The organism is Leeuwenhoekiella sp. A16 (assembly GCF_047946675.1).
Classification (GTDB): Bacteria; Bacteroidota; Bacteroidia; order Flavobacteriales; family Flavobacteriaceae; genus Leeuwenhoekiella.
Window position 1 is genome coordinate 1,654,847 of record NZ_CP172313.1, and the last position, 25,199, is coordinate 1,680,045.

At 34.6% G+C, this 25,199-nt stretch carries 17 protein-coding genes; 13 read left to right on the forward strand and 4 right to left on the reverse strand.

What is annotated here, in order from left to right; all coding sequences use genetic code 11:
• The first annotated feature begins 14 nt into the window (after positions 1–14).
• From rhuM to ACH3O9_RS07120, 9 genes are all read left to right on the forward strand, one after another.
• Positions 15–1,004, forward strand: a complete 990-nt coding sequence (rhuM, locus tag ACH3O9_RS07080; RefSeq protein WP_416445697.1) for a RhuM family protein — start codon at positions 15–17, stop codon at positions 1,002–1,004.
• A 4-nt stretch (positions 1,005–1,008) separates the two neighbouring features.
• The gene (locus ACH3O9_RS07085) at positions 1,009–2,640 is read left to right on the forward strand and encodes an HsdM family class I SAM-dependent methyltransferase (protein ID WP_416445699.1); all 1,632 of its coding nucleotides are present in this window, start codon (positions 1,009–1,011) and stop codon (positions 2,638–2,640) included.
• Positions 2,640–4,046, forward strand: coding sequence for a restriction endonuclease subunit S (locus ACH3O9_RS07090; RefSeq protein ID WP_416445701.1), 1,407 nt, complete (start codon positions 2,640–2,642; stop codon positions 4,044–4,046). Before ACH3O9_RS07085 ends, ACH3O9_RS07090 begins: the two co-directional genes overlap by 1 nt.
• Positions 4,046–4,753, forward strand: coding sequence for an AbiV family abortive infection protein (locus tag ACH3O9_RS07095; RefSeq protein ID WP_416445703.1), 708 nt, complete (start codon positions 4,046–4,048; stop codon positions 4,751–4,753). Before ACH3O9_RS07090 ends, ACH3O9_RS07095 begins: the two co-directional genes overlap by 1 nt.
• Positions 4,754–4,755: 2 nt before the next feature.
• Positions 4,756–6,891 carry an AAA family ATPase gene (locus tag ACH3O9_RS07100; RefSeq protein WP_416445705.1) on the forward strand — a complete coding sequence of 712 codons (2,136 nt, stop codon included), beginning with the start codon at positions 4,756–4,758 and terminating at the stop codon, positions 6,889–6,891.
• 16 nt (positions 6,892–6,907) lie between these two features.
• Positions 6,908–7,867, forward strand: a complete 960-nt coding sequence (locus ACH3O9_RS07105; protein WP_416445707.1) for a hypothetical protein — start codon at positions 6,908–6,910, stop codon at positions 7,865–7,867.
• 101 nt (positions 7,868–7,968) lie between these two features.
• Positions 7,969–10,752 (forward strand): McrB family protein, encoded by a 2,784-nt coding sequence (locus ACH3O9_RS07110; protein ID WP_416445709.1) that lies wholly within the window; start codon positions 7,969–7,971, stop codon positions 10,750–10,752.
• Entirely contained in the window at positions 10,745–11,989 is a 1,245-nt protein-coding gene (locus ACH3O9_RS07115; protein ID WP_416445711.1) for an McrC family protein, read from the forward strand. The genes ACH3O9_RS07110 and ACH3O9_RS07115 overlap by 8 nt, the downstream gene beginning before the upstream one ends.
• 845 nt (positions 11,990–12,834) lie before the next feature.
• On the forward strand, positions 12,835–13,206 hold the full coding sequence (locus ACH3O9_RS07120; protein WP_416445713.1) for a BfmA/BtgA family mobilization protein: 372 nt from the start codon (positions 12,835–12,837) through the stop codon (positions 13,204–13,206).
• A 154-nt stretch (positions 13,207–13,360) separates the two neighbouring features.
• On the opposite strand, the gene ACH3O9_RS07125 is transcribed toward ACH3O9_RS07120, so the two are convergent.
• Positions 13,361–14,458, reverse strand: a complete 1,098-nt coding sequence (locus ACH3O9_RS07125) for a hypothetical protein (protein ID WP_416445715.1) — start codon at positions 14,456–14,458, stop codon at positions 13,361–13,363.
• 1 nt (position 14,459) lies between these two features.
• Positions 14,460–15,260, reverse strand: coding sequence for an RNA polymerase sigma factor (locus ACH3O9_RS07130; protein ID WP_416445717.1), 801 nt, complete (start codon positions 15,258–15,260; stop codon positions 14,460–14,462).
• 245 nt (positions 15,261–15,505) lie between these two features.
• On the opposite strand from ACH3O9_RS07130, the gene ACH3O9_RS07135 reads away from it, so the two are divergent.
• The 3 genes from ACH3O9_RS07135 (at position 15,506) to ACH3O9_RS07145 (ending at position 20,748) form a co-directional block, all read left to right on the forward strand.
• Positions 15,506–15,919: a helix-turn-helix transcriptional regulator gene (locus ACH3O9_RS07135; RefSeq protein ID WP_416445719.1), complete on the forward strand. Its 414-nt coding sequence runs from the start codon at positions 15,506–15,508 to the stop codon at positions 15,917–15,919.
• Positions 15,920–16,121: 202 nt separating this feature from the next.
• A complete protein-coding gene (locus tag ACH3O9_RS07140) occupies positions 16,122–18,863 on the forward strand; it encodes a hypothetical protein (RefSeq protein WP_416445721.1) in 2,742 nt (913 codons plus the stop codon).
• 142 nt (positions 18,864–19,005) lie between these two features.
• The gene (locus tag ACH3O9_RS07145) at positions 19,006–20,748 is read left to right on the forward strand and encodes an SIR2 family protein (RefSeq protein ID WP_416445723.1); all 1,743 of its coding nucleotides are present in this window, start codon (positions 19,006–19,008) and stop codon (positions 20,746–20,748) included.
• A gap of 319 nt (positions 20,749–21,067) precedes the next feature.
• On the opposite strand, the gene ACH3O9_RS07150 is transcribed toward ACH3O9_RS07145, so the two are convergent.
• A complete protein-coding gene (locus ACH3O9_RS07150) occupies positions 21,068–21,916 on the reverse strand; it encodes an SMP-30/gluconolactonase/LRE family protein (protein ID WP_416445725.1) in 849 nt (282 codons plus the stop codon).
• Between the two features lie 346 nt (positions 21,917–22,262).
• Between ACH3O9_RS07150 and ACH3O9_RS07155 the strand changes: the two genes are divergently transcribed.
• Positions 22,263–22,550: a hypothetical protein gene (locus tag ACH3O9_RS07155; RefSeq protein ID WP_416445727.1), complete on the forward strand. Its 288-nt coding sequence runs from the start codon at positions 22,263–22,265 to the stop codon at positions 22,548–22,550.
• A gap of 211 nt (positions 22,551–22,761) precedes the next feature.
• Here ACH3O9_RS07155 and metE read toward each other — a convergent pair whose 3' ends face one another.
• Positions 22,762–25,080 carry a 5-methyltetrahydropteroyltriglutamate--homocysteine S-methyltransferase gene (metE, locus tag ACH3O9_RS07160; protein WP_416445729.1) on the reverse strand — a complete coding sequence of 773 codons (2,319 nt, stop codon included), beginning with the start codon at positions 25,078–25,080 and terminating at the stop codon, positions 22,762–22,764.
• Positions 25,081–25,199 lie beyond the last annotated feature (119 nt).

Sequence of the window (25,199 nt, forward strand, 5' to 3'; positions counted from 1 at the left end):
ACCTTAATGATTATATGAAAGAGCAAAATCAAATAAAAATCTTCCAGGCTAAAGACCTTAAGGTAGAAGTTTCTGTTCAGCTTGATAACGAAACTGTTTGGTTAAATAGAAATCAACTTGCTACTTTATTTGATAGAGATATTAAGACTATTGGTAAACATTTAAATAATGTTTTTAAAGAAGGTGAATTAAGTAAAGAAGCAACTGTCGCAAAATATGCGACAGTTCAAAAGGAAGGATACAGAGACGTAACTAGAGATGTAGAACATTATAATCTAGATGTAATTATATCTGTAGGATATAGAGTTAAATCACAAAGAGGTACACAATTTAGAATATGGGCAAATAGTATTCTAAAGGACTATTTAGTTGAAGGTTATGCTATTAACCAAAAGCGTTTAGCTCAAAAAGAACAAGAAGTACATATTTTAAAAAGCGGTATTAAAATTCTAAGTAGGGCCATTGAAGAAAAAATAGCCGAAAACGAATGGTTAACTATTTTTACTAAAGGCTTACGCTTATTAGATGATTACGACCACGAGCAATTAGATACCAAAGGTTTAACCATAAAAAATGTCGATTACCCAAGTTTAGCAGACTATCAAGAACTGATTAACCAAATGATGACCGAATTTGATTCAGGTGTTTTTGGGAAAGAAAAAGATGAAAGTTTTCAAAGCTCCATTGCTCAAATTGAAAAAGGTTTTGACCAGGATGACTTTTACCCAACTATTGAAGAAAAAGCAACAATGCTCTTATATTTTGTGGTAAAAAACCACTCGTTTGTAGATGGAAATAAACGTATTGCAGCCGCTTGTTTTCTCAAATTCTTACAGCAAAACAAGATGCTTTTTAATACGCAACAACAACCCATAATAAGCAACGATACATTAGCTAGTTTAACCTTGTTTATTGCTTCTAGTAAACCGGAAGAAATGCAAACAGTAACACGCTTAGTAATTAGTGTGTTAAACAGAAACGCTAGTACCAAAAATGACAATTAATTAAATGAATACGACACTACAATTTGAATCCCAAACCAAAGCGCTTATTGACGATCTTAAAAGCGTGTGTGCCAATTACGGTTTAGGAAATGACGGAAACGAATTTAAAATCATTACACAGGTTTTTTTATATAAATTCTTAAACGACAAATATGTTTATGAGTTAAAACAACTGGAACCAGACTTAGCAAATGCTACTGATTTTGATAAAGCTCTTAAGGGGTACTCTGAAGAAAATTTAGAATTACTGACGATGCAGATTAGTGAAAACACGGCTCGTATTGCTCCGGAAAATTTACTATCCCGCTTATTTGAACAGCAAGACCAGGATACCTTTGCAGATATTTTTGATCAAACCCTTCTAGATATTGCCAAAACAAACAGTGCTATTTTCTCGGTACTCACTCAGGGAGGAGAGAAAGTCGCCTTGTTTGAAAACATCAGTAAGTATGTTACCGATAACAGGGATGCGTTTTGCAAAGCGCTGGTAAATAAATTAGTAGGCTTTAGCTTTGAGCATATCTTTACCCAAAAGTTTGACTTTTTTGCTACTATTTTTGAATACTTAATTAAAGATTACAACTCAAATAGCGGCGGTAAATATGCGGAGTATTTTACGCCCCACGCGGTGGCTAAAATTATGGCAGCTTGTCTGGTTACCGAAGCCAATGTAAACAACGTCACCTGTTACGATCCCGGTGCAGGCTCGGGAACACTTTTAATGAATCTGGCACACGCCATTGGGGAAGATAAGTGTACCATCTATTCTCAGGATATCTCCCAGAAATCTTCTGCCCTATTGCGGTTAAATCTTATTCTCAATAATCTGGTACATTCTATACAGAACATTGTACAGGGCAATACCATCTTAAAACCTTTTCATAAACAGGAAAGTGGCGAGCTGGAAGCCTTTGATTACATCGTGTCTAACCCGCCTTTTAAATTGGACTTTAGTGACTACAGTGCAAGTTTAGAAAGTAAGGCTAATAAAGAACGCTTTTTTGCAGGAATACCCAATATTCCTAAAAGTAAGAAGGAATCGATGGCTATTTACTTGCTCTTTATACAGCATATTATGCACAGCCTTACAGCAAAAGGGAAAGCAGCCATTGTGGTGCCTACCGGTTTTATTACCGCCCAGTCTGGTATAGATAAAAAGATTAGAATGAAGCTGGTGGAAAGTAAAATGCTGGCAGGTGTGGTAAGTATGCCCTCAAATATTTTTGCCACTACCGGAACTAATGTGAGCATTTTGTTTTTAGATAAAACCAATACCAAAGAGGTGGTTTTAATAGATGCTTCTAATCTGGGAAGTAAAATAAAAGACAGTAACGGGAATCAAAAAACCGTTTTAAGCGAAGCCGAAGAACAACAAATCATAGATGTCTTTAATGGAAAAGAAGCAAAAGATGACTTCTCGGTAGTAGTGAGTTATGAAGAAATTAAAGCTAAAAACTACAGTCTAAGTGCAGGTCAATATTTTGAAGTTAAGATTGAATATACGGATATAACTGAAGAAGAGTTCATTGCTAAAATGAATCGTTTTGAAAGTAATTTAGAAGAGTTGTTTGCTGAATCTAAAGGCTTAGAAATAGAGATTAGTAAGAATTATAGGACCTTAAAATTGGAAAATTAATGTATAGGCAAAGTTGGATAAAATATAAGGTAGAAGATATCATTTTTGATTTATTTGATGGGCCTCATGCTACGCCGAAACCTTCTAATTCTGGTTCTGTTTTTTTAGGAATTAAAAATATTTCCGAGAGTAACAGTTTGGACTTATCACAAATTAGACGCATTTCAGATTCAGATTTTGGCAAATGGACTAAAAGGGTATTGCCTAAAAAAGACGATTTGGTTTTTGTTTATGAAGCAACATTGGATAGATATGCCTTAATTCCTGATAATTTAAAGTGTTGCTTAGGTAGAAGAATGGCTTTACTTCGTTTGAATAAAGCAATGGTAAGTCCAAAGTTTCTTTTGTATTATTTTGGTTCTTCGGAATGGAAGCAAACTGTCAATCGTAATTTGATTGTTGGAGCAACGGTAAATAGAATTCCTATAAGTGAGTTTCCGAAATTTCAATTAAGATTACCTAAACTAAAAACTCAAAAATCTATAGCCAAAGTCCTTTCTGATTTAGATGCAAAAATAGAAGTCAATAACAAAATCAATCAAGAGTTGGAGTCGATGGCAAAAACGTTGTATGACTATTGGTTTGTACAGTTTGATTTTCCAATGTCTGAGGAGTACGCTACTTCAATAGGCAAACCTGAGTTAGCCGGTAAACCTTATAAAGCCTCTGGAGGGAAGATGGTTTTTAATAGAGAATTGAAACGGGAGATTCCTGAGGGATGGGAGGTAGATTCCTTTTCCTCTTGGATTAAAAATGATAAAAGTGGAGATTGGGGAAAAGAAGCAGAACAGGGAAATTATGTGAACAAAGTCTTTTGCATTCGCGGTGCAGATTTAAATGGATTAAATGGAAAAGGAGAAGTTAAATCTCCAACACGGTACATATTAGAAAAAAACAGCCATAAGTTATTAGAAATAGGTGATTTCATAATTGAAATTTCTGGCGGAAGTCCAATACAGTCTACAGGTAGAATGGCTTTCATCACAAAGGAAACATTAGAACGTTTTGAAAATCCATTAATCTGTTCAAACTTCTGTAAAGCAGTAACATTAAAAGAAGAAAGAGCACTCTTTAATTTTGCTTATGAATGGAATAGATTGTATGACGCAGGAGTTTTATTTGGTTGGGAAGGTAAAACTAGCGGTATAAAAAATTTATTATTTGAATCGTTTGTTACAAACCATCAAGTTGCAATTCCTGATTCTGGAATTATGGAGCAATTTTATAATAAAGCAAAACCAATTCATGCACAGATTCAAACTAATCTAAAACAAAACCAAAAACTCGCTGCCTTACGCGATTGGTTGTTACCTATGCTTATGAATGGGCAGGTGACGGTAAAGGATGCCTATTATGAAGTAGATGAGGAGTTGGGGATGGTTGCTGAGGAGAAAGTAAAATACTGATGGAAGTACAACAATTCATAAATCTTTCTACACAATCCTCTAAAGGTCTAGATAAGTCAATATTTCAAAATGCCAAAAAATTAAAGGCAGACTCTCTTTTAATTGCTGAAAAAAATAAATCCTATAGTACCGCAACTTCATTATTAATTCTAAGCTCAGAGGAAGCCATTAAAGCCATTCTTGTTCGTTTACATAGCGAAGGTTTTAAAGTGTATCAAATAAAAGGAGCAAAAAAGTTTTTTTCAGATCATCGTGTTCGTCATGAAGTTGCACAGCTTATTGTAATGGGATCTGGCTTAATGGAAGCTTCTTCAATATGGTATGAAAGAAAAGAAAAGCCTCTAATTAAGAACGCATTTATTAATGGTTTCCTTAACCTTCTTGCAACTAGTGTTCCCGTGCTAAATACTTTTAGTAGAATTTATAATTTAGAGGAATTTAATGATTTGAAAAATCAAGGTTTTTATGTGGATTATAAAAATGAATTACTAATTCCTTCTGAGAAAATTCAAGAATCTAATTTTAATACAGCTAAAGGTATCGCAGTGAGGTTATTTAAATTCTACAAACTCCTTACGCTACTCTACAACCATGGGGGTAATAACAGAATTTCAAAATCAGAACAAGCCAAACTTAAGGAGTCTTTAAAACTTTTGATAGATCAGGCTATTGTGAAAGATGGGGCCTATGAATTAAATAAACGATAATAATGAGATTAGCTGCTGTATATATTCCTGAAAACTCGCTGCCATATATATTCGGTGATAATCATAAGGGGCAAACTATAAATTTAGGGGGTCAATTTTTTTACGAAGTAATAGAAAACAAAAATGAGCTCATTATAGAAAAGACCCCTAACTCCCTTTTTATTGATAATTTCTGGGGCGAAGAAATTTCAATGATTTCTGCTATGGTAGGCAAAAATGGAATAGGGAAAACGAGTATTTTAAGAGCTTTGCATTCTGTTGGTGACAAAAAAAAGAAAGAGCTTTTTTACTTATTCGAAGCGAAAGATTTTTTTTATTACTATAATGAGTTGGAAACTAAAAAGATTAGTTCAGATTTTAAAATTAATGAAATTACCTCAAACGCTTTAGGTCATGTTAAGCATTACTACACACCTATAGTTGATATTGAACAACTTAATACTTTATCACAATTAGGCCTTGTTTCTACAGGTGAAGAAAATCTTAAGCAATTATATCTAAAGCAATTACTGCAAGATGTGATTCTTTTAAATGATCCGTTAAAAAATATCTTAAAATCAGTGTATCCCGATTTCCCTGAATATAAAGAACTGGAAATAAAAGTCTCACAGCACAGAAAGTTTGATTTCAAGAATGTATATGCTACAGCAAACTTAGGTAATCAAGATAGAGTAAATGTATTAAAGATTTATATAGAATCAGATCTAAGGGATTTAGAGGAAGGTAAATGGAAAGAATTTATTGGAGAAGAATTTATAAAGAGTAATATACTCGAAAGATATATTAATATAATAAACAGTTCAGGATTAAATAGTTTGTTTGATCGTTTTTGGGATCTGAAGGATAATCAACATAATACAGAAAACGACAACATCCATGGGGAAAGCAACTTTATAGAAAATTTTGAAGTCACATTATTTACTTATTTCATTTTAGATGCTACATTTCCTCAGACCCCGTTCCAAGCAAATGTTGACTTCCAAAATATTTTGAATTACGGTTCTTTTGAGGAGGGTTTTGATGCTTTTTTTGATATGTATATGCTAAGCATCTATGGTCTAGTAAGGGATAATTTTAATGAAAAGTTGGGAAGAGTGTCTATTGTCGATTATGATGAAATAAAGAAGATCATAAATGAAGCCCAACACAAAAGTTGGATCCAGCAAGGCTTCAAGTCTTCAGATGCAATTAAATTAATGTTACGATACTTAGAGAGGTTTAAGGCCTTTTTTGATCTTTACAGTTTTCTGAAAAAAATAATTTCAGAAAATAGATTAGAAACTAAAGGGGACTCTCTAATTTACAGACTCGAAGAGCATGAAGAAAAAGACTTTTATGATCTAATAGAATTATATAACAACGTTTTAAGTTTGACTGGTAATTTTGTTTATAGATTAGATTTGCTGTCCATAAGATCAATCTACCCTTTATCTTCAGGTGAAAAAGCCTTACTTAATTTTTTTGCAAGGATTAATAACAGAATTGACGGGATAAATAATTCTAATCATCCCGTTTTTAATTATTATTTACTCCTATTAGACGAACCCGAATTAGGATATCATCCTGTTTGGAAAAGAAAATTTGTTGATGCAATTACAAAATCAATTCCCGTGCTATTTGGTAAATTAAATCCAACTAAAGATATATTTGATAAAAACTTCTTTGAAGTTAGTAATATAAAAACACAAATTATTTTTACTACTCACGATCCCCTAACATTGTCAGATATCCCCCAGAACAATGTGATTTATTTAGACAAAGAAAATAATGGTAGTACGTTCGTTAATCATAATAAGGTTAAAACATTTGGAGCAAACGTCCATGATCTGCTAGCTGACAGTTTTTTCCTTGAGGAGGGCTTTATGGGAGAATTTGCAGAAGAATGGATTACAGACCTAATTACTTATTTGACTTTTGATTCAAAACAAAAGGTTAATGATGACAATAAACCTCCCAAAAGACAATGGGACAAAAACTTAGCTCAAAAAATTATACAAACAGTCGACGAACCTTTAATCAAAGAAAGACTCACTAATCTTTTCGATAAGAAGTTCATTCATATAAATAAAGGACTTCTAGAAGCTAAAATTAAAGAACTGAATATCCTTTTGAAAAGGATAGAAAATGAGGAGGATTAAACTAACACAATCTTTATTGCAGAAAGTAAAAGATTTTAATAAAGATTTATTCTGTACGCGTGAAGCTAGTTTTAAAAAACCTATTGATAATCTAGAAAAACTAAAATTATCTATACGTTCTAGAAAACATAAAACTTATGTTGAACATATAATAAATAATTACTCTAATATTCTAAATGCAACACCTCCAGAGATGTTAGTTTTTAAGGAATCATTTGATAAAATTCTTCCTTCTCAAATCGTGAAAGAGTCTCATAAAAAAGGAAGCCCAGAGTTTTATAAACTGATTGTAGATGCAATGAGATACGAAGCCTTGCGCGAAAGAGAATTTCCGAAATTTTTTTTGTCTTCGAATATAAAATCCTGTGTATACTGTAATGCACAACATACTTTAACAATTGAATTAAAATATTATGGAAGAAAAAAGAAAAATGTAAAGAAAGTACAATCAAAACTTCAACTAGATCACTTTTATCCTAAATCTAAATACCCTTTTCTATGTACATCTTTCTTTAATCTGTACCCAACTTGTGCTAATTGTAATCTTGCAAAAGGGACCAAAGATGCTTTATTTGAGCTTTACACAACTACTAATAATCAAGACGAATTTCAATTTAAAATTGACGATAAGTCAATTCTGAATTATTGGGTGAAAATGGATATTAATAAAGTTAAAATTGTTTTCGAAAGCTTAACAGGCAATGAGACTCTACTTAAAAATCACCAAGAGTTGTTTAAAATCCAAGAGATTTATGATTCCAATATAGATATAGCAGAAGAATTAATAATTAAGGCTAATTCTAATCCGGAATCTTATCGAAAAATACTTTATAAAAGCTTTATACAGATTTTCCCAAATGAATCTTTCGTTGAACGATTATTGATTGGTAATTATAGTCAGCCTGAAGAACTTTTGAAAAGACCTTATGCTAAATACACTCAGGATATTGCGAGACAACTAAAATTGATTAATTAATGAGAACAAAGATAACGCTTTAAAGAGGAAATATATTACATATTGGTTTAATTACTGTTTTTGAATTAATAAAATATGCTGGGAAACCTAGATAATTAAAGATGACAAAAGCCGAAATAAAAGTCTGGAAATCCACTATAAACACAATTCTTTTAGAAAATGAAAGTTGGGAAAATAAAAATAGAAGCGATCGCTATCACATAGTCTTTAAAGATATTAGAATGCCGCCTAAAGTGGTGTATGCTCGTGCATATGACCATATACAGCTTAATCATCCCGAAATAAAATTAACAGGTAAGGGGGGCGGAATACCAACAAATATATTTCTTGAAGAACTAGGTTTTCATATACTTGAAAATTTAAAATTTAATAAAACAGACGGTGCTAAACTTAAAGGGCATATAGAGCAAAAAATTAAGTATAAAGAATTCTTTCACGATTTTATAAACTTTGGTAGTTCTGTTTTAGCCGACTTAAACGTTGAGATCTACAAAGTAAAGATGACCATTGAAAGTGATAATCTCCTTTCTATTGTAATGGGAAAGAGAACGGCCTATTCATATATTGAAGATGGCTCCAATGCGATAATAGGTTTTTTAGTAAGCAAAACTTTTAAAGAAAGATATAAAGACAAATATGATTTTGCCCATACTAATGATTATCAAGATGAGCCATACCAAAGTCTTGTGACAATTAGAGTAAAAAAATGGTCTGAGATTGATCAAGAGTTACTTCAGGAGCACAAAAAACAATTTGAGCTCCAATATTTAAATATTAAAGATGCCAAAATAACTCAATGGAAGGTTGAGCCTAATACTACCAATAATGCATTAAAGCATATTCTATTTAAGCATGAAAATATAAAAGACTTTATGAGCAATACAAAGACTGGTGAAAAAATCATCTCTTTAGGTAATTCAAGAATTTATAAATTATCGATGGGTACTTTTCTTAAGGATTATAATAAAACAGGATTAATAGAACGGTTTGAAGAAAAACAATGGGCCGTAATGGGTGCTTATACCGCTAGAAATCAGGGGAAAAACTGGATGAATCAGGCTAAAGTTGGAGACTATGCTTATATAACATATGGGAAAGATAAACTTGGTGGTTTAATACAGATTACCTCAGAGCCAAAAGATTTGCCCGCTGACGTTGACAGCATTATAGGAAACGATGAGTTCAAATATAGAGAATATGATATTATAGCCCTACCTATAATTGATAATACTAGAAAGGTAAAGGGTCAGAAAGGTTGGATGCCAAGTGGATATAGCACGTTTAAAGAGATACAAAATCTGGATGAAGCAAACCAAATATTATTTAAGCCATACTTTAATGTTGAGATTATTAGTGAAAACAGCAGAAATAAAAGTAAAAATCCTGAAATAAAGCCTTCAGCTCTAAATCAAATACTTTATGGCCCCCCAGGAACAGGGAAAACATATACAACAAAAGAACTTGCTGTAAAAATTGCAGACCCCTATTTTGGTTATAATAAGGTATCTAACATTTCTAAACGTAAACAAATTACACAGCGTTACGAAGATTTAGTCAAAGAAGGTCAAATAGTTTTCACAACGTTCCATCAATCCTATGGTTATGAAGATTTTGTTGAAGGCATAAAACCAGAAGTGACAGGTACTGACATCAATTACACAGTAAAAAATGGTTTATTTAAATCCCTTTGCGAACAAGCCGAACTGATTGATGATAACAATATTGACAGTGCTATCATAAAGTTTCAAGAAAAAATTGAAAAGGAAGGGGTTCAGGAGTTGAAAACTAGCAGGGGCTCTAAATTTACTGTTGACTATAGTGGTGGTAAAACATTCAGAATAAACCCTTCAAGTTCTGAAAAAGAGTCTCCCCTATATCCGGCATCAATTGAATATATCAAAAAGCTATATATGGGTAGAGATATTACATCCGGTCTTTACAATCCATCTTACGTAAAAAGCATCCTTGAACATTTGGTTAAAACTTATGGTCTAAGTGAATTTAATGCAGGAAAAGAAAATGTTTCAAAAAATTACGTTTTAATCATTGATGAAATTAACAGAGGAAATATTTCTGCAATTTTTGGGGAATTAATTACATTGTTAGAACCAGATAAACGTAAAAATGCTGATGAAGCTGTTTTAGTCACTTTACCATACTCAGGGGATTCTTTTGGTGTACCTGAAAATGTGTACATTATTGGTACAATGAACACCGCAGATCGAAGTGTGGAAGCTTTAGATACTGCTTTAAGAAGAAGATTCTCCTTTAAGGAGGTTATGCCAAAGCCTTTTTTGCTATCTCCTGCTTATGAATATTGGGATTTACTTTGGAAATATAAAGATGTTGATTGGGAAGATGCTGAATATAAGAATAAAGAAAAATGTTTTTTTCAATTCTATAAAGTCGATCAGGATTTTATAGATAATCGTAAGGCGATATGGAAAAGTATCGAAGATCTCGGTCAAAAAGATGAGCAAGTTAAGCTTTTCAAAAATTTTAAATATTCAGGTATTCGGTTAGATAAAATTCTAAAAACTATTAACAAAAGAATAGAGGCTCTCCTTGACCGTGATCATACTATAGGTCATTCTTATTTTCTAAAAATTATAGATGCAGAAAATAAGGAGGAAGCTTTAAAACAGGTTTTTAAAGACAATATAATTCCCTTACTGCAAGAATATTTTTATGGAGATTATAGAAAAATAGGCTTGGTTTTAGGAGATGGTTTTGTGCAATCAGTACCTTTGGAAAATAGAGCTGTTTTTGCAAAGTTTAATAACGGAAATAATGATGTTGAAATTTTAGAGCGATATGAACTAAAACATCTTCAAGAAGATTTCAAAATTATAGATGCATTAGGACTACTCTTGGAAAATGCATAAGAATAAATGTATACAAGCTTTTGAGTATGAACACCTAAAAATAGGCTCAACATACAAGACGGTTGAGTTTAAAACAAAGCATTTTGATTCTTTAGTAAAGCTTAATGAGCTACATGGGAATAAATATTTTACGGTTGGTCACAAGAAAATAATCTTCAAGCAGTATGTAGGTGTTTTACAGGTAGATGATTTATGTATAGAAATTTTACCTAAGGCAGACCGATCAAGTGCTGATAAAGTGGCCTGGAGAGATGCTTTAGTAGAAATGCTACGCGTTACTAAGAAATTAAAAATTAATCAAGTAGATCAGGCCTATGTCTTTAAACAGAGTAAGCATCTATTAGATCTTTATTTTGAAATGTATCTAAATGAAGTGCAAAAGCTTATTCATCAAGGACTGATAAAAAAATACTACCGCAAACAAGGCAATCTAAATACTTTAAAAGGGAAGTTGGTTTTTGCCAAGCAAATTTCGCAAAATATAATACATAAAGAACGCTTTTATACAGAGCATCAGATTTACGATAAAGATCATCTAATCCATCAGATACTTCATCAGGCATTAAGCATTATTGAGCAGTTTATACGTGGAGGTTATTTGTATGGGAAATGTAAGTCCATTCAATTAGATTTTCCTGAAGTAAAAGCGATACAAGCTACAGCAGCTACCTTTGATAAATTGGTTTTAGGGCGTAAAGAACAACCTTATACCACGGCTTTAGAAATAGCACGCCTGATAATTCTAAATTTTGCACCAAACGTTAAGAGCGGCACTGAAAAGATGATTGCACTGCTGTTTGATATGAATAATCTTTGGGAAGAATATATTGTAATACAGCTTAAAAAAGCATTTAGGGATGATGAGGTTCAGGTTTTGGGACAGCGCAGTAAAACCTTTTGGAATGGCATAACCATACGCCCTGATATTGTCATTAGAAAAGGCGCTGAAACCCTAATGATCGTTGATACTAAGTGGAAAATCATCGATAACAATAAACCCTCAACAAATGACTTGCGGCAGATGTATGTTTATAATGAGTACTGGCAGGCTAAAACTGCAATACTATTATACCCCTCAAATAAAAAAGTGGATACTAAACCTATGGCTTTCGAAACAATACTTGGAAGGGACGAAAATCACAGTTGTGGTTTAGCCTGGATAAACGTATTAGATGATAATGGAAGTCTAAATCAGAATATTGGCGAGGACTTTAAAAAGCGCTATTTTTTAATTTAAAGATTTAACTAATTCACCACATTGCCCTACATTCCTCGAAAAGCTTCATTGCAGGGAAAGCGGTTCATGTAAAAAGTCTTGAACACAATCCCGGAAAAAGGGATTGAGTTCGCTTGATCCTGCTGGTTTCAAATTTTGAATGTAAATTGAAGATTTTCAAAACTTCAGCTTTCCTTAAACTACTTATCCATAACAGCCGTTTGCTTTTCTTTAAAGAACTAAAATTTAGTTTGGGAGCTTTGCATAACCAGGCTCCATTCGTCGCTCTTTTTATAAAAGCTCTTTCCAAACTTAAATTTTAAATCACGGTCTGTCGAAAAGGAAACGCGATGGCGCTATGGGAAGTAAATGGAGAGTGAACCGGAAAGTTCATTCGTTTTTATAGCATATAAATCCTACCTGAAAGATCCTGAATTTCTTTAAACAAAAAAGGGAATACGCTCCAGATATAAAAAGTAAATGGCTTTTTTTGAGGGTGTTTTTCGGTACTGTTCTGCCATGATTTTGAATTCGATAGGATTAAATATTTTGTAGATTTCACCCTCATTTTTTAAGAATTCTACCACTGCGTAACATTTAATTTCTTAAAAATTCCAAGTCAATTTGGTGTTGAATAAGGAACCCTTACTTTTTAGGTAGGGGTTCGATTTTATGTCCGCTTTTGGCGGACGAAAGGCGAAGCAAGAGGATAACACGCGCTGCGATGTTATAATATTTAAACGCCTTATTTTCAGGTAATTGATTTTTGTAAAAGTTATGTGACTTATGAAATTTGCGACAAATCCTCTAAAAACCCCAGTAAACAGGTAATTATTTGCGACAAATCACTAAAAAACAGCAGGATTATGGAACCCTTTATCAGCATCCGGATCAAGAGAAAAACAGCTCAAAAATTTCAGGAATTTTCTAAGAAAAACTTTGAGACCCATTCGGAAACGATGGAAGCCATGCTGAATTTTTTTGAGTATAACGGAGTCTCCCCGAAAGAGGAATTGGGGGATATGGGCAGGACACTCAAAGCCTATATCAAAACACGAAATGATGCAGTCATTGCCATCATTAAAAACATTGAAAAAAACCAAACCAAGCCTACCACGGCTATGTTAGAATCTTTATTTGTGCAGGCAGAAACAAATGAAAAACCTTTGATTGTAGTCAATGAAAACTATAAGGAAAGCACCCTGCGATTTGAAGACTGGGATGGAAAGGACTTCTAATTCATGGAATTTTTTAAAAAGAGGTATTTAAGCTTTGACCCAAAATTTGGGTATTCAAATAAGTAAGCTCACGCGTTGTATATGTTCTTCACATTTAGTGAGTGTCCTAGACCTCACCTTACGGGTGTACAAACACCCTCAACCCCATAGGGGGTTAATCTATAATAACTTCAATGCCTGCTATGTCGGCCTTGTATTTTATTTTGGTCATCAATTCATAATAGCTCCAGTTTCGTAAGACAAAGGGTTCTTCTTTGGCTATTTCAATCTTGTCTTCCTGATTGACTAGCAGGAGTGTGCCGGCCTGCTGCTTTATGCAAAAGTCAATAAGCCTTTTGCTGTAGAGGTGAATGTGGTGGTGTACATAATTCCCTTCCGCTTTGCGTAGCCTGTCCACTGCTTTTACTTTTCGTTTGGTTCCTTTGCCAGATTTGGAATAGGTGGCCCCAATCTGTGCCCGTTTCAGGGCTGCCTGTATGGCTAGCCTTCGGTAAAGAAACTCTTCTTTGGTGCCAATGGTAAGCCTGGACTTTCCTGTCTTTACCACAATGGGATATTCCAGGGAAAGGGAAGCCTCGGCGATGACCTCTGGTTTTAACGGGTGCTCTTCCTTTTCAATTTCAAACACGGCCAGCCAAAAGATCTTTCCGTCTTTAAGTTTAATGTGGGAGGTGCGCAATTTTCGATCTTTTCTGGATAACTCCTCCAGGAGCCTGCGTTTATCACTAAAGTCTTTTCCGAGATAGGTTTTAAAAGGAACCTGAAACAGGTTAAAACAAAAGGCCTTTTTCTCCGGGGCATGGTAAATCTTATAGATACACTCCCCGCCAAAGGGAATGGCCATATCGCGTCTAAAATTCTTTAGCGAGCGCTCCCCGCTCCAGTATTGCGTCCTGTTTTTATTAAAGGAAGATACCAGGGTACGATTTAAGCTGGAGAGGATATCCAGGGGGACTTCCCCGCGGAAACGGTCACAGACCACCCGATAGGTGGTATTGATGCGCGAGCGCTGCAAGATTCCTAACTCATCCTTCTTTTCATCAGCCAGTTTATATTTGACCCCCTCAGAGAGGTAAAAAAACTCCTTGATCATCTCCTGCACATATTGATGGGAAACGATCATATTGGCTGCCCGAAAGCATCGGTTTTGCCACTGGTAGAGCTTACCCAGGGCTTCTTTGCGTTCTTCTGGGGTGGGCAGGTCAATAAGCAACTGGATCTTTCGGGTCAGGGTTATAGTGTTTTTCTTCATATTAGGCCGATTGGGGTTGCTGCTGCCGGTGTTTGTCCTGTAAAAACTTATAGGCTGTGGTAAAGGCACGGTGTACTTCTTTTTGCGATAGGTTAAGCTCGCTGGCAATGGCTGCAAAGGAATATTGCTTTTCACAGCGTAATTCCAGTACACTGGCTTCCTGTTCCGTGAGTTCAAGTTGAGACTTGGACTGGGCTAACGCTGGTTTATTGGTTTCAAGGAGGTATCTTTGATTGATGATATTTTTGATCTCTTCAATCGTCTTCTTAACAGTATTACTGGCTTCTGTAATGCTGATGCCCATATGCTCTGAAATCGTTTTGTACTTAAAGCCGTGTTGAAAGCAGAGTTCAATCAGGCGTTTGCGCTGCGTTCCCAGAAGCGGTAATATATTGACCACCTGCTGAAAGTCCTCTTGTCTTTTTTGCTGATCTAAAAGATGATCGTCTATTAAAGCCGGATCATAGCCCAGCATATATTCCTGATAGTTGGGGAACTTATCTAAAGAGTAAAAATCCCGGTCAAATTGATTTTTAGGACGGGCATAATACCATTTGCATTCGCTACTAATTACCGTATACAAGAAATTGACCAAATGCTTAGGCGACTCGATTTGCTCGCGTTTATCCCAAAGGATTAAAAAGGTATCCTGTACGAGGGTTTCTACTACAAAACCATCTTTGATCAAACTCCTGCCTATCCAATAGATACGCCTATGATATTTAGCATAGATAGCAGCGAAGGCTGATGGACAGCCCTGCTTTAAAAGATTAAAATGTTTAGTGTCATTAGAGTACTTCATAAAATGACTTTAAGAGATTAGCATAGATTCATTAACAGGAGTGGTATCTTTGACCGGTTCTTGAGCAGGACTCATAGGTATTAGCTTTAAGGTGAATAGCCTTAGAGATTTTATCAGGCAAAAATTTTACGTTAAATTAGTAGCATCTAAAAGGTAACCAACCAGAGTCCTTTGTAAAATACCAGGATGGACTTGTATTTTACCAAGAGAAGAAACTACTAAGAAAGAATCTATATCTTTAAGTTATGACAACAGAAACCAAACCCAATCATATAGGCCGGAAGATTGCCCGGATAAGAGAGCTTCGCGGCATGAAGCAGGAAACCCTGGCGGAAGAACTGGGCATTAGCCAGCAAAGTGTTTCTTCTATTGAAAAAAGTGAAACTTTAGATGATATAAAACTCGAGGAAGTAGCTAAAGTATTAGGAGTTACTAAAGAAGCAATAGAGAATTTTTCTGAAGAATCTATATTTCACAATATTAATAACTTTAATGATAACAGTGTGAATAACGGACCCTTGACTAATTTTCATTGTACTTTCAATCCTTTAGATAAGTTAATTATAGCCTATGAGGAAAAAGAAAAACTTTATGAGAGGTTACTACAATCTGAAAAAGATAAAGTGACTTATTTAGAAGAGATGCTAAAGAAAAAATAAAAGCTTAATCAAGCCAATTAAAAGACCTCATTCTTAAAAAGTTTGAGGTTTTTTTGTGCATTTATGGGAAACCGTAATAAAGTGAATGTGAAAGGGAGTAACTTGAGAAATAGATAGCATATACTACTATCGCGCCACTTATCGCTTTTAATCTGTATATTTCATTTTGATATAACGCATTGTGATGAATTAAAATAAAAACATGCAAGAACACCATATTTTAAGAATAAAAAGCGCAATGATCATTTATGCGCTTGAAAATGCGCTAGGAAGTTTCGTTTTAAACTCTGATGCAATTAGTAATCACACAACAACTGATCAAGAAGATGATACTTCTAGACAATCCAGCATACCAGAAAGTGACATAAAACTACTAGTAGAATCAAGTTATTTAGACGATATTTTTACTTATGCAATGAAGGCATCCGAAGGATCTTCTTTAGAACCTAAAATGAAGGCTCTAAAAAAGTTTTGTTCGCTTTTAAACATATTTGACATTAGAAATGCCATAAGCCATCCTAATAGGCCATTTCCAGATGTATATTGGTTTCGTTCTGCTGCAATAGCTAGTGATCCCCTTATTTTACAATTAGGTTTAAACGAAGTACGTCAATCTCTTAACTCTGCCAATGATGGAAAACTAGCATCTCCACCTGAGGATTGGATAAACAACGTTGCTTGGGCAATCCCTAATACATTGCCAACTTCTTTTGATCACGAAATCACTGGACTATTAGGTAGAGATAAAGAATTCAAAGATTTGGAATCAACTTTAGGAAAAGTTCGTAATAACCTAATTGCATTGGTAGCTCCAGGTGGAGTGGGAAAAACAGCCTTAATTCTTCAATTTCTTCGTGACATAAGTTTAAATCCGAAGTGGTGTCAGAAGATTAATTCCATACTATTTTGTTCGTTAAAAAATGAGAAATTAACTGCAGAAGGAGTCGAAAGAATAAAGGCGATTGATGGCATTGATCAAGTCAAAGAGAGCATTCTAGTTGATCTTAGAGAAATTTATAACATTGATGATGGGTGCACATTTGAAGATGTATGCGATCGTCTTGAAAATGAGAAAATATTGATCTGTATTGATAATCTTGAAACTTTATTGATTAGAAGCCAAGAAGAATTCAAAGATTTTAATCAAAGCTTACCACTTCAGTGGAGAATCATTGTAACAAGCAGAATTTCACTTGATTCAGCAACAACAGTTCCACTTCAGCCATTAGTAAAAAGACATGCGTTTCAGTTATGCCGTAGCTATTTGAGAAAAAGAGGAGTTAGCGATATTGAACAAACAGATATTGAGAGAATTTCTGAAAAAGCAAATTACAATCCACTTGCAATTAGATTGACCGTTGATCTGTATGTAAAAGGTGTAGATATAGTTCAATCCATCTCTAAAACCGAGAAAGAAATTGCTGCTTTTTCATATTCAAATTTGATAGAATCAATGACGGAAACTTCCATTGAGATTCTAGAAGCATTGTATGTCTCAGGCACAAGCAGTAGAAACCATTTAGTCGAGGTGCTTGAACATCCACAAGATGACATATCCGAATCACTTAACGAACTTTCTAAAACAAGTTTAATTATTCGGACTTCAAGTGAGTCTGGTAATGATAAGTTTGATTTGAGCAATTCCATCAGAGATCTTTTACTTACTAACCCAAGAAACATTGAAGTAAGAAATAAGATCGCTTCAAACCTTAAAGCTAGAAATCTAAAGATTCAAGAACAGGAGATAAGAAACCAGAAACTTGGAATTACTGAATTTGATGACGACCATGTTCTTGACTCCACTGACTCTTCTATTAAAGCCGCAATAATAGACTTAAATAAGTTCTTAAATCAAAGAAAAAAGGATCCAAATGTTATATCTCGGTTGAAAAACAGATTCTCTGATTTGGTGGTTCATCACAATTCAAATAAGGAATTGATTTACCATTTTTCCAGAATTTATGGATATTTAAAAGACTCCACCAGTGAATTGGAATTAATTGAACGCTCCATAACGCTTGATAATGAGAATCCAAAATTCATTAAGGCTAGAGGTTTAAATCTTTTTAATTCTGGGAAATACAAGGAGGCTAATAACGACTTTCAAATTTTAATTGATAGAAAATTTGATTTACCTGATCATTCTTCAAAAAAATTCAGTTATTCATTAATAAAACTTTATTTGCTGTCCTTTCTATTTCAAGGGAAATATCAAGAAATACTTGACTACACAGAGAATTGGTTTAGTCATCCTTGGGGCATAATGTTAGGTACATATCGTGCCTCGGCTTACAGAAGGCTAGTTGAAGGTCAAAATAATCAAGATGGCTCACGTGAATCCGCATATTCATTAATTCTCGAGATTTTTGAACAAATATTTAATTCACAAAATTACCCTGCAATTGCATGCAAAGAAGGAGTTAAAATTTTAAGAGACCTAAGCGGTGTTATTACTTATATTGACCAGTACTCCATACAATTTATCCATCAATATCTAGTTTTCGTTAGCAACCACTTCTTTGAAATGGTTTCAGCTGTAAGTGAAGAAGGAATTGACTCTATTGAAAATCAAGATTTTCTAAAATTAATCTACGATTGTGAAGTAGAGGGGATCGATAACCCCCTTTTAAAAGTTTCTTGGTACAATCCTAATGTTGATATCGAATTTGATGAAGAGCATATTGACGAAATGCTTTCAGAGGGATTTAACATAGTTGAAGTTTATAAAATACCTCAAGGTCACTATGGTATGTCATCATATATGTTTGCGAAAGACAAAAAAAACAATGAGTTTTATTTGAATGTAGATTCTTTTCAAAATGGATGGAATAGTTGGGGATATGTTGAACTCGGTGACAAACTTGCTATCAAGTATGATAATTTAAGTTCTAAGGAGGCGACAAAAGCTAAGGAGATTATTCCGATAGATAAATACAGAAAATAACTCATCACAACAATGGCTAAGTAAACATAGGCAGATAAGGCTTCAGAAGGGTTTTTTCACTAAACAAGCTTCGGTTTCGGTGGACAGTTAATCGCTTCGAGAGCCCTACGTTTCTTAGCGAGACCGTTAGCAAAATGATTATATGAAGATAAATCTAAACAACATTGCATTTTCAATTTATTCAAATAGAGGTATTTTCGCACTTTTATTAGGGTCAGGAATATCAAGAAATTCAGGTATTCCAACAGGATGGGACATAGTTATCGATTTAATAAAAAAAATTGCTCGTCTAGAAAATGAAAATTGTGAGCAAGATCCAGAAGAATGGTATAGAAATAAATTCAATGAAGAACCAGATTATTCAAATATTCTAGAAAAATTAGCAGCTACACCAACTGAAAGATTAAATATACTTAAATCTTATTTTGAAGGAAATAATGATAATGATTTATACCAACCTACAATAGGTCATAAATCTATTGCAAAACTAATCAAGAAAGGTTATTTCAGAGTAATAGTAACTACAAATTTTGATCGCTTAATAGAAAAAGCGTTGTTGGAAGAAGGAATTGAACCATTGGTAATTAGACATCCTTCCGATATAGAAGGAACTATGCCGCTTGTTCATTCTAAGTTTGTAATAATTAAAATTAATGGTGATTATTTAGATTCAAGATTTTTAAATACTAAACAAGAACTAAACGAATATCCGGAAGATTTAAACAATTATCTTCTTAAAATTTTTAATGATTTTGGAATTATTTCTTGTGGTTGGTCTGCAAAATGGGATATTGGCTTATTAAATTGTCTAAAGCAATGTAATAATTTCAGATTTAGTAGTTATTGGAGTTTTGTTCACCAACTGAATCCAGAATTAAAGGAAATTGCCGATTTAAGAAAAGGTAACAATATACAAATAGAAAATGCTGATCATTTTTTCAAGGAATTATTAGAAAAAGTTGAAGCTCTTGAAACATTTGATAGGGAAGATCCATTAAGTGCGGATATAGCAGTTGCTCGATTAAAGAAATATATAAGTAAAGAGGAGTACATAATTGAATTGCGTGATTTATTAATACACGAATCTTTGAAAGTACGAGATAAAATTCAAAATGCAGTTAAGCCAAATCAGCATTTAGAAGTAGAACAGTTCAGAGAAGTTTTAAATTTGTACCACTCAAGTCTAGAAATATTAATACCGTTATGTATAAATGCGACATATTGGTCTAAAGAAATACATCATAAGTTTCTTAAAGAAATACTACTACGATTAAATGTTGCTCCAAAGATTAATGGAGGTTATCGTCAAGAATCTTTTGATTTTAATTTAATACCTAGCCTATTTATTCTTTATTCATTAGGAATAACTGCCATTAAAACAAAAAATTATAAATTATTAAATGAAATATTTCAAATCAAGATAAATGATTTATACTATCCAGATGCTGAGAAAATTTATTTCATAAGCAAAGTTAATTCAACATTAATTGAGAAAGAGTTTTTTAATAAAGTATTAAATAGCACTAAAAGGACTCCGATGAGTTCTTATATCAAAGAGAAATTAAGACCATTTTTGCAAGATCTAATATTTGATGATTTCGACTTCGAGCAAAACTTTGCTCTTTTTGAATATTTATTATCTCTTAATTACAGTCATTTAGTAATAGACAAATATCATAATGACTGGGCACCGCTTGGAGAATATCAATGGAAATATAGATATTTCGATAGAGGCAACAATGCTCTAAAAGATTTTATAGACTCTGCGAATAAAGAAGAAAGTAATTGGACTCCCATACAACAAGGTATGTTTAATGGATCATATCAAACATTTAAAGTAGTATTTAACAAACTTGAAGAATTTAGAAAACATATTCATTATTAATTATTGGAATAATCCTTTTGCTAACATCGGTTCATCGCAAATAACGGGTATTCTGGAAAAAGTTATTTTAGAGACCTAGTAAAAACCTACCAAGCCGACAAGGATGCATCCCTATTTCACACTACTTGCCGTAACTCAGACCATAGAGTAACGATGGGCTGAAAGAAGTCGTTACCCACAGACTATAAGATCTTGGAAACTACCCACCATTCTTTCCCCACAGGGGAGAGCATTTAACCATTGTAAGGGGCTTTGGTAACAGCCAATTATTTAAACGGCTGGAAACTGCCTCAGGTTTAACAGCTTGGTATTTAATAATTTAATATCGACGAACCCCTTTTACATTCATATGCAGTGTATAAACGTCCTGCTGGGCAGTGATAAAAAGAGTTCGCCTTTTTTTACCTCCAAAGGTTACATTGCCTGTCCATTCTTTGTCGATGTTAATGTGTTTGATCTTTTTACCGGTTTTATCATAAACGGTCACGCCTTTTCCGGTGAGGTACACGTTGCCCTGACTATCCAGCGTCATCCCGTCTGAACCTTGTTCCGTAAAAAGCTGTTTGTTTGTAAGATTTCCTTCATAATCACGCGTGTAGCGGTAGGTTTTACCGGCTCCGATATCGGCTATATACAGGGTTTTGCCATCAGGGGTACCAATGATCCCGTTGGGTTGCACCAGATCGCCGGCAACGATACGCACATTCCCATCCGGGGTTAAGGCATACACACGTTCGGCTTCGATGTCTTTATGAGTACGCTCCCAGTAGTCACGCTGGTAATAGGGATCTGTAAAATAGATGGTGCCATGAGGAGCGATCCAGAGATCATTGGGTCCGTTAAAGCGCTTTCCTTCAAAGTTGGTCAGCAGAACCTGCACGCTTGTATCTGGAGCGATTTTCCAAATTTCAGATTGGTTATCTGCTGCTGCCAGAAGATTTCCGTCATCATCAAAATAGAGTCCGTTAGCACGTCCGGCATCTTCCATAAACACCGAAATACTGCCGTCTGTGGCATCCCATTTGTAAATGCGGTTATTGGGCTGGTCTGTAAAATATACATTGCCCGCTGCATCTGCAGCCGGACCTTCCGTAAAGCTGAAATTATCTGCCAAAAGTTGCGGAGTACTACCAGCTTTAATGAGTTGCTTTTGGGAACTGCAGCCCAAAACAATTCCTAAAATTCCAACTAGAATAACCTGTTTAAACATACCTGAATAACTTTTTTTAAAGATAGGGCAAACGATTTATTTTTCAGGAATACGCTAAAACCGCACTCGTTATAAAATACTTTTAACTTCTTTAAAGTATGTATATACGGTCTGTTTGAGTGATGATTTTAAGGAGCGTCTGATATACAAGTCGATATCGAACAGGTTTTTGAAAGAATTACCGGAAATACCAAAAAAAAAGTGGGGGTTTATTTAGCTGTTTTTGGCACATTTAAAATATAGAATGTAACAAAATGACTGAAAAACGAAAAGATGCTATATTGTGCTGAAGTGATCCAAAGGGATGCCATTAAATGAAAGCATTGCGGGGAATCGGTTTACGCCAATACGCCTACAACGCACCCATCCCAATCAAGCTACTGTAATGCAGTATCGCAAATGGAATCCGGGTGATGCGGCGCTTCTAAGTTTTTTTATTCCGGGAGTCGGTCAAATGTACAAAGGCGATGTGGGTACCGGTATAGCCTGGCTGATTTTTACCTATCTGGGTTACTTTCTTTTAATAATCCCTGGTTTGATATTGCATCTTATTTGCATCATTACCGCTGCTACCGGAGACCCTTATAAATAGCTGTATTCATCCGCTTTTATTGGTTCTATTTTAACTAGTTCACAAATTACGATAGATTCATCGAACTAGCTTGTGATCTTATGAAGAAGGAAAAAACGAGGTTTTAGTTGATCCTTAGGAGGCTTTTATATTTTATGAAAAAGCAGCTCAAACAGGTCATAAGGACAGTCTGGCTTTTACTATTAAAAATCGGTTTAAAATACACTAAAATCTAACTTTCAACAGCCGACTTCTCTCTCATGATTTTTGCTGCTTTTACCAGATTAATTAAAGCAGATTTTGTTTCCGGCCAGTCTCTGGTTTTTAATCCGCAGTCGGGATTTACCCAGATATTTCTTTCGGGCAGTAGTTTGCCTGCTTTCACTAAAAGGGATTCTATTTCATTCAGCGTGGGTACGCGTGGAGAATGAATGTCGTATACGCCAGGTCCTATTTCGTTAGGATATTTAAAGTTTACAAAAGCATCCAGTAATTCCATTTCAGAACGTGAGGTTTCTATTGTGATGACATCGGCATCCATTTGCGCTATATTTTTTATGATATCATTAAATTCTGAATAGCACATATGCGTGTGTATTTGTGTAGAATCTTTCACACCGCTGGCAGCGATTTTAAAACTTTCTACAGCCCAGTTTAAATAAGATTCCCAGTAGCGCTTGCGCAACGGGAGACCTTCGCGTATAGCGGGTTCATCAATTTGAATAATACTTAAACCTGCTTTTTCAAGATCAATAACTTCGTCGCGTATAGCGAGCGCGATTTGTTTGCAGGTAAGTGCACGCGGCTGATCATTTCGCACAAAAGACCATTGTAAAATTGTGACCGGTCCTGTGAGCATTCCTTTTACCGGTTTTTCGGTAAGCGATTGCGCGTAGGCAGACCATTTTACAGTCATTGGCGCGGTGCGATAAACATCACCAAAAAGTATAGGCGGTTTTACACAACGGCTTCCATAACTTTGTACCCAGCCAAAATCTGAGAAGGCAAATCCTTCCAGTCTTTCGCCAAAATATTCAACCATATCATTGCGCTCAAATTCGCCATGAACTAAAACATCTAAGCTGGTTTCTTCCTGAAACCTGATCGTTTTTTCGGTTTCTGTTTTAAGAAACTCGTCATAATCTGCTTCGCTTATTTCATTCTTTTTAAACTTGGCACGCCATGCGCGCACTTCTTTTGTTTGTGGGAAAGAACCAATTGTTGTTGTAGGATAAAGCGGTAAATTTAAATGCTTATGCTGCAAATGCTGCCTATCTTTAAAAACCGAAACTCGCCTGCTATCTTGTTCAGTAACACTTGCGGCTCTTGCCTGCGTAGGGAAATGATTAATTAAAGCTGAAGTTTTCTTTGTTCGGTTTGCCTGTGTATTTAATGCAAATTTTACGGTTGCTGCTTCTGTAATATCCCGGGCAGAAAGTTGGGCAAGCGTGACAATTTCATCAACTTTTTGTTTAGCAAAAGCCAGACCTTGTTTAACTTCTTCGGGCAGGTTTTTTGTATTTTTCTCCAGATCAAGATCGCACGGAACGTGTAAAAGTGAACAAGAAGATGCGATCCAGATACGCTCTGGCGAAAGGAAATTTTTCGCTTTTTCTATAGTGGAAATCGACTTTTCAAAGTCGTTTATCCAGATATTTCTTCCTTCAACAATTCCTAGCGAAAGAGTCTGATTTGGGTTAAATAATTCTGAATTGATAATGTCATTTAGTTGCTCAGAACATCTTACCAGATCAAGATGCAAAGCATAAACCGGAAGCTTTAAAACGGTATCCAGATTATCACCAAAGCAGTCAAAATAATTAGTCAGTATCACTTTAAGTTTAGGAAATCGAGCAGCGAGTTGCGTATATGTTTTGGTTATAGCTTCTTTAGATTCCGCAGAAAGATCCAGAGCAAGACAAGGTTCATCCAGCTGAATATAAGTTGCGCCGCTTTTAACCAGTTTATCAACTAAATCAAAGAAAACGGGCAGCAGGTTGTCAAGTAAATCTAATCTATGAAAACCGGCTTCTTTTTCTTTACCTAATAGCAAATAAGTAACCGGCGAAATCAACACAGGTTTTGTTTGTATACCAAGATCAAGCGCCTCTTGATATTCGTCAATCGCTTTAGTCGATAGCAGTTCAAAAGACTGATTTTTTGTAAATTCCGGAACGATATAATGATAATTTGTGTCAAACCACTTAGTCATTTCCATCGCGGTAACATCCTCGCCTTCTTCCTGAAAACCACGCGCCATTGCAAAATAAAGATCGAGTTGGGATTTGTCTTTTAGTATTTGTTTATAACGAGAAGGTATGCAGCCGTAAGCTAGCGACGCATCCAGAATTTGATCGTAAAAAGAAAAGTCATTTGAGGGAATAAAATCAATCCCCGCGTTATTTTGTAATTGCCAGTTGAGTTTTTTTATGGCTCTTCCTGCTGCTTCAAGTTCAGTTTGTGTAATAAGTCCTTTCCAGTATTTTTCTGAGGCTTTTTTTAATGCTCTGTCTGCCCCAATTCTGGGATAACCTAAAACATTTGTTTTCATAAATAGGAGTTTAAAATTCTTTTCAAATCTCTATTTATCTTTTAGTTTATCCTTATACTTGTTAAATTTTAGAAGATTTAACTATAAATGACTCTTAACAGAGAAAAATCAGCTAAAAT

Bases quoted from the DNA above. Each gene is read 5' to 3' on its own strand.
- ACH3O9_RS07145 (WP_416445723.1), top strand. From the start codon at position 19,006: ATGAAGATAAATCTAAACAACATTGCATTTTCAATTTATTCAAATAGA.
- ACH3O9_RS07110 (WP_416445709.1), top strand. From the start codon at position 7,969: ATGACAAAAGCCGAAATAAAAGTCTGGAAATCCACTATAAACACAATT.
- ACH3O9_RS07115 (WP_416445711.1), top strand. From the start codon at position 10,745: ATGCATAAGAATAAATGTATACAAGCTTTTGAGTATGAACACCTAAAA.
- rhuM (WP_416445697.1), top strand. From the start codon at position 15: ATGAAAGAGCAAAATCAAATAAAAATCTTCCAGGCTAAAGACCTTAAG.
- ACH3O9_RS07135 (WP_416445719.1), top strand. From the start codon at position 15,506: ATGACAACAGAAACCAAACCCAATCATATAGGCCGGAAGATTGCCCGG.
- metE (WP_416445729.1), bottom strand. From the start codon at position 25,080: ATGAAAACAAATGTTTTAGGTTATCCCAGAATTGGGGCAGACAGAGCA.
- ACH3O9_RS07120 (WP_416445713.1), top strand. From the start codon at position 12,835: ATGGAACCCTTTATCAGCATCCGGATCAAGAGAAAAACAGCTCAAAAA.
- ACH3O9_RS07130 (WP_416445717.1), bottom strand. From the start codon at position 15,260: ATGAAGTACTCTAATGACACTAAACATTTTAATCTTTTAAAGCAGGGC.
- ACH3O9_RS07085 (WP_416445699.1), top strand. From the start codon at position 1,009: ATGAATACGACACTACAATTTGAATCCCAAACCAAAGCGCTTATTGAC.
- ACH3O9_RS07095 (WP_416445703.1), top strand. From the start codon at position 4,046: ATGGAAGTACAACAATTCATAAATCTTTCTACACAATCCTCTAAAGGT.
- ACH3O9_RS07140 (WP_416445721.1), top strand. From the start codon at position 16,122: ATGCAAGAACACCATATTTTAAGAATAAAAAGCGCAATGATCATTTAT.
- ACH3O9_RS07125 (WP_416445715.1), bottom strand. From the start codon at position 14,458: ATGAAGAAAAACACTATAACCCTGACCCGAAAGATCCAGTTGCTTATT.
- ACH3O9_RS07100 (WP_416445705.1), top strand. From the start codon at position 4,756: ATGAGATTAGCTGCTGTATATATTCCTGAAAACTCGCTGCCATATATA.
- ACH3O9_RS07155 (WP_416445727.1), top strand. From the start codon at position 22,263: ATGCCATTAAATGAAAGCATTGCGGGGAATCGGTTTACGCCAATACGC.
- ACH3O9_RS07090 (WP_416445701.1), top strand. From the start codon at position 2,640: ATGTATAGGCAAAGTTGGATAAAATATAAGGTAGAAGATATCATTTTT.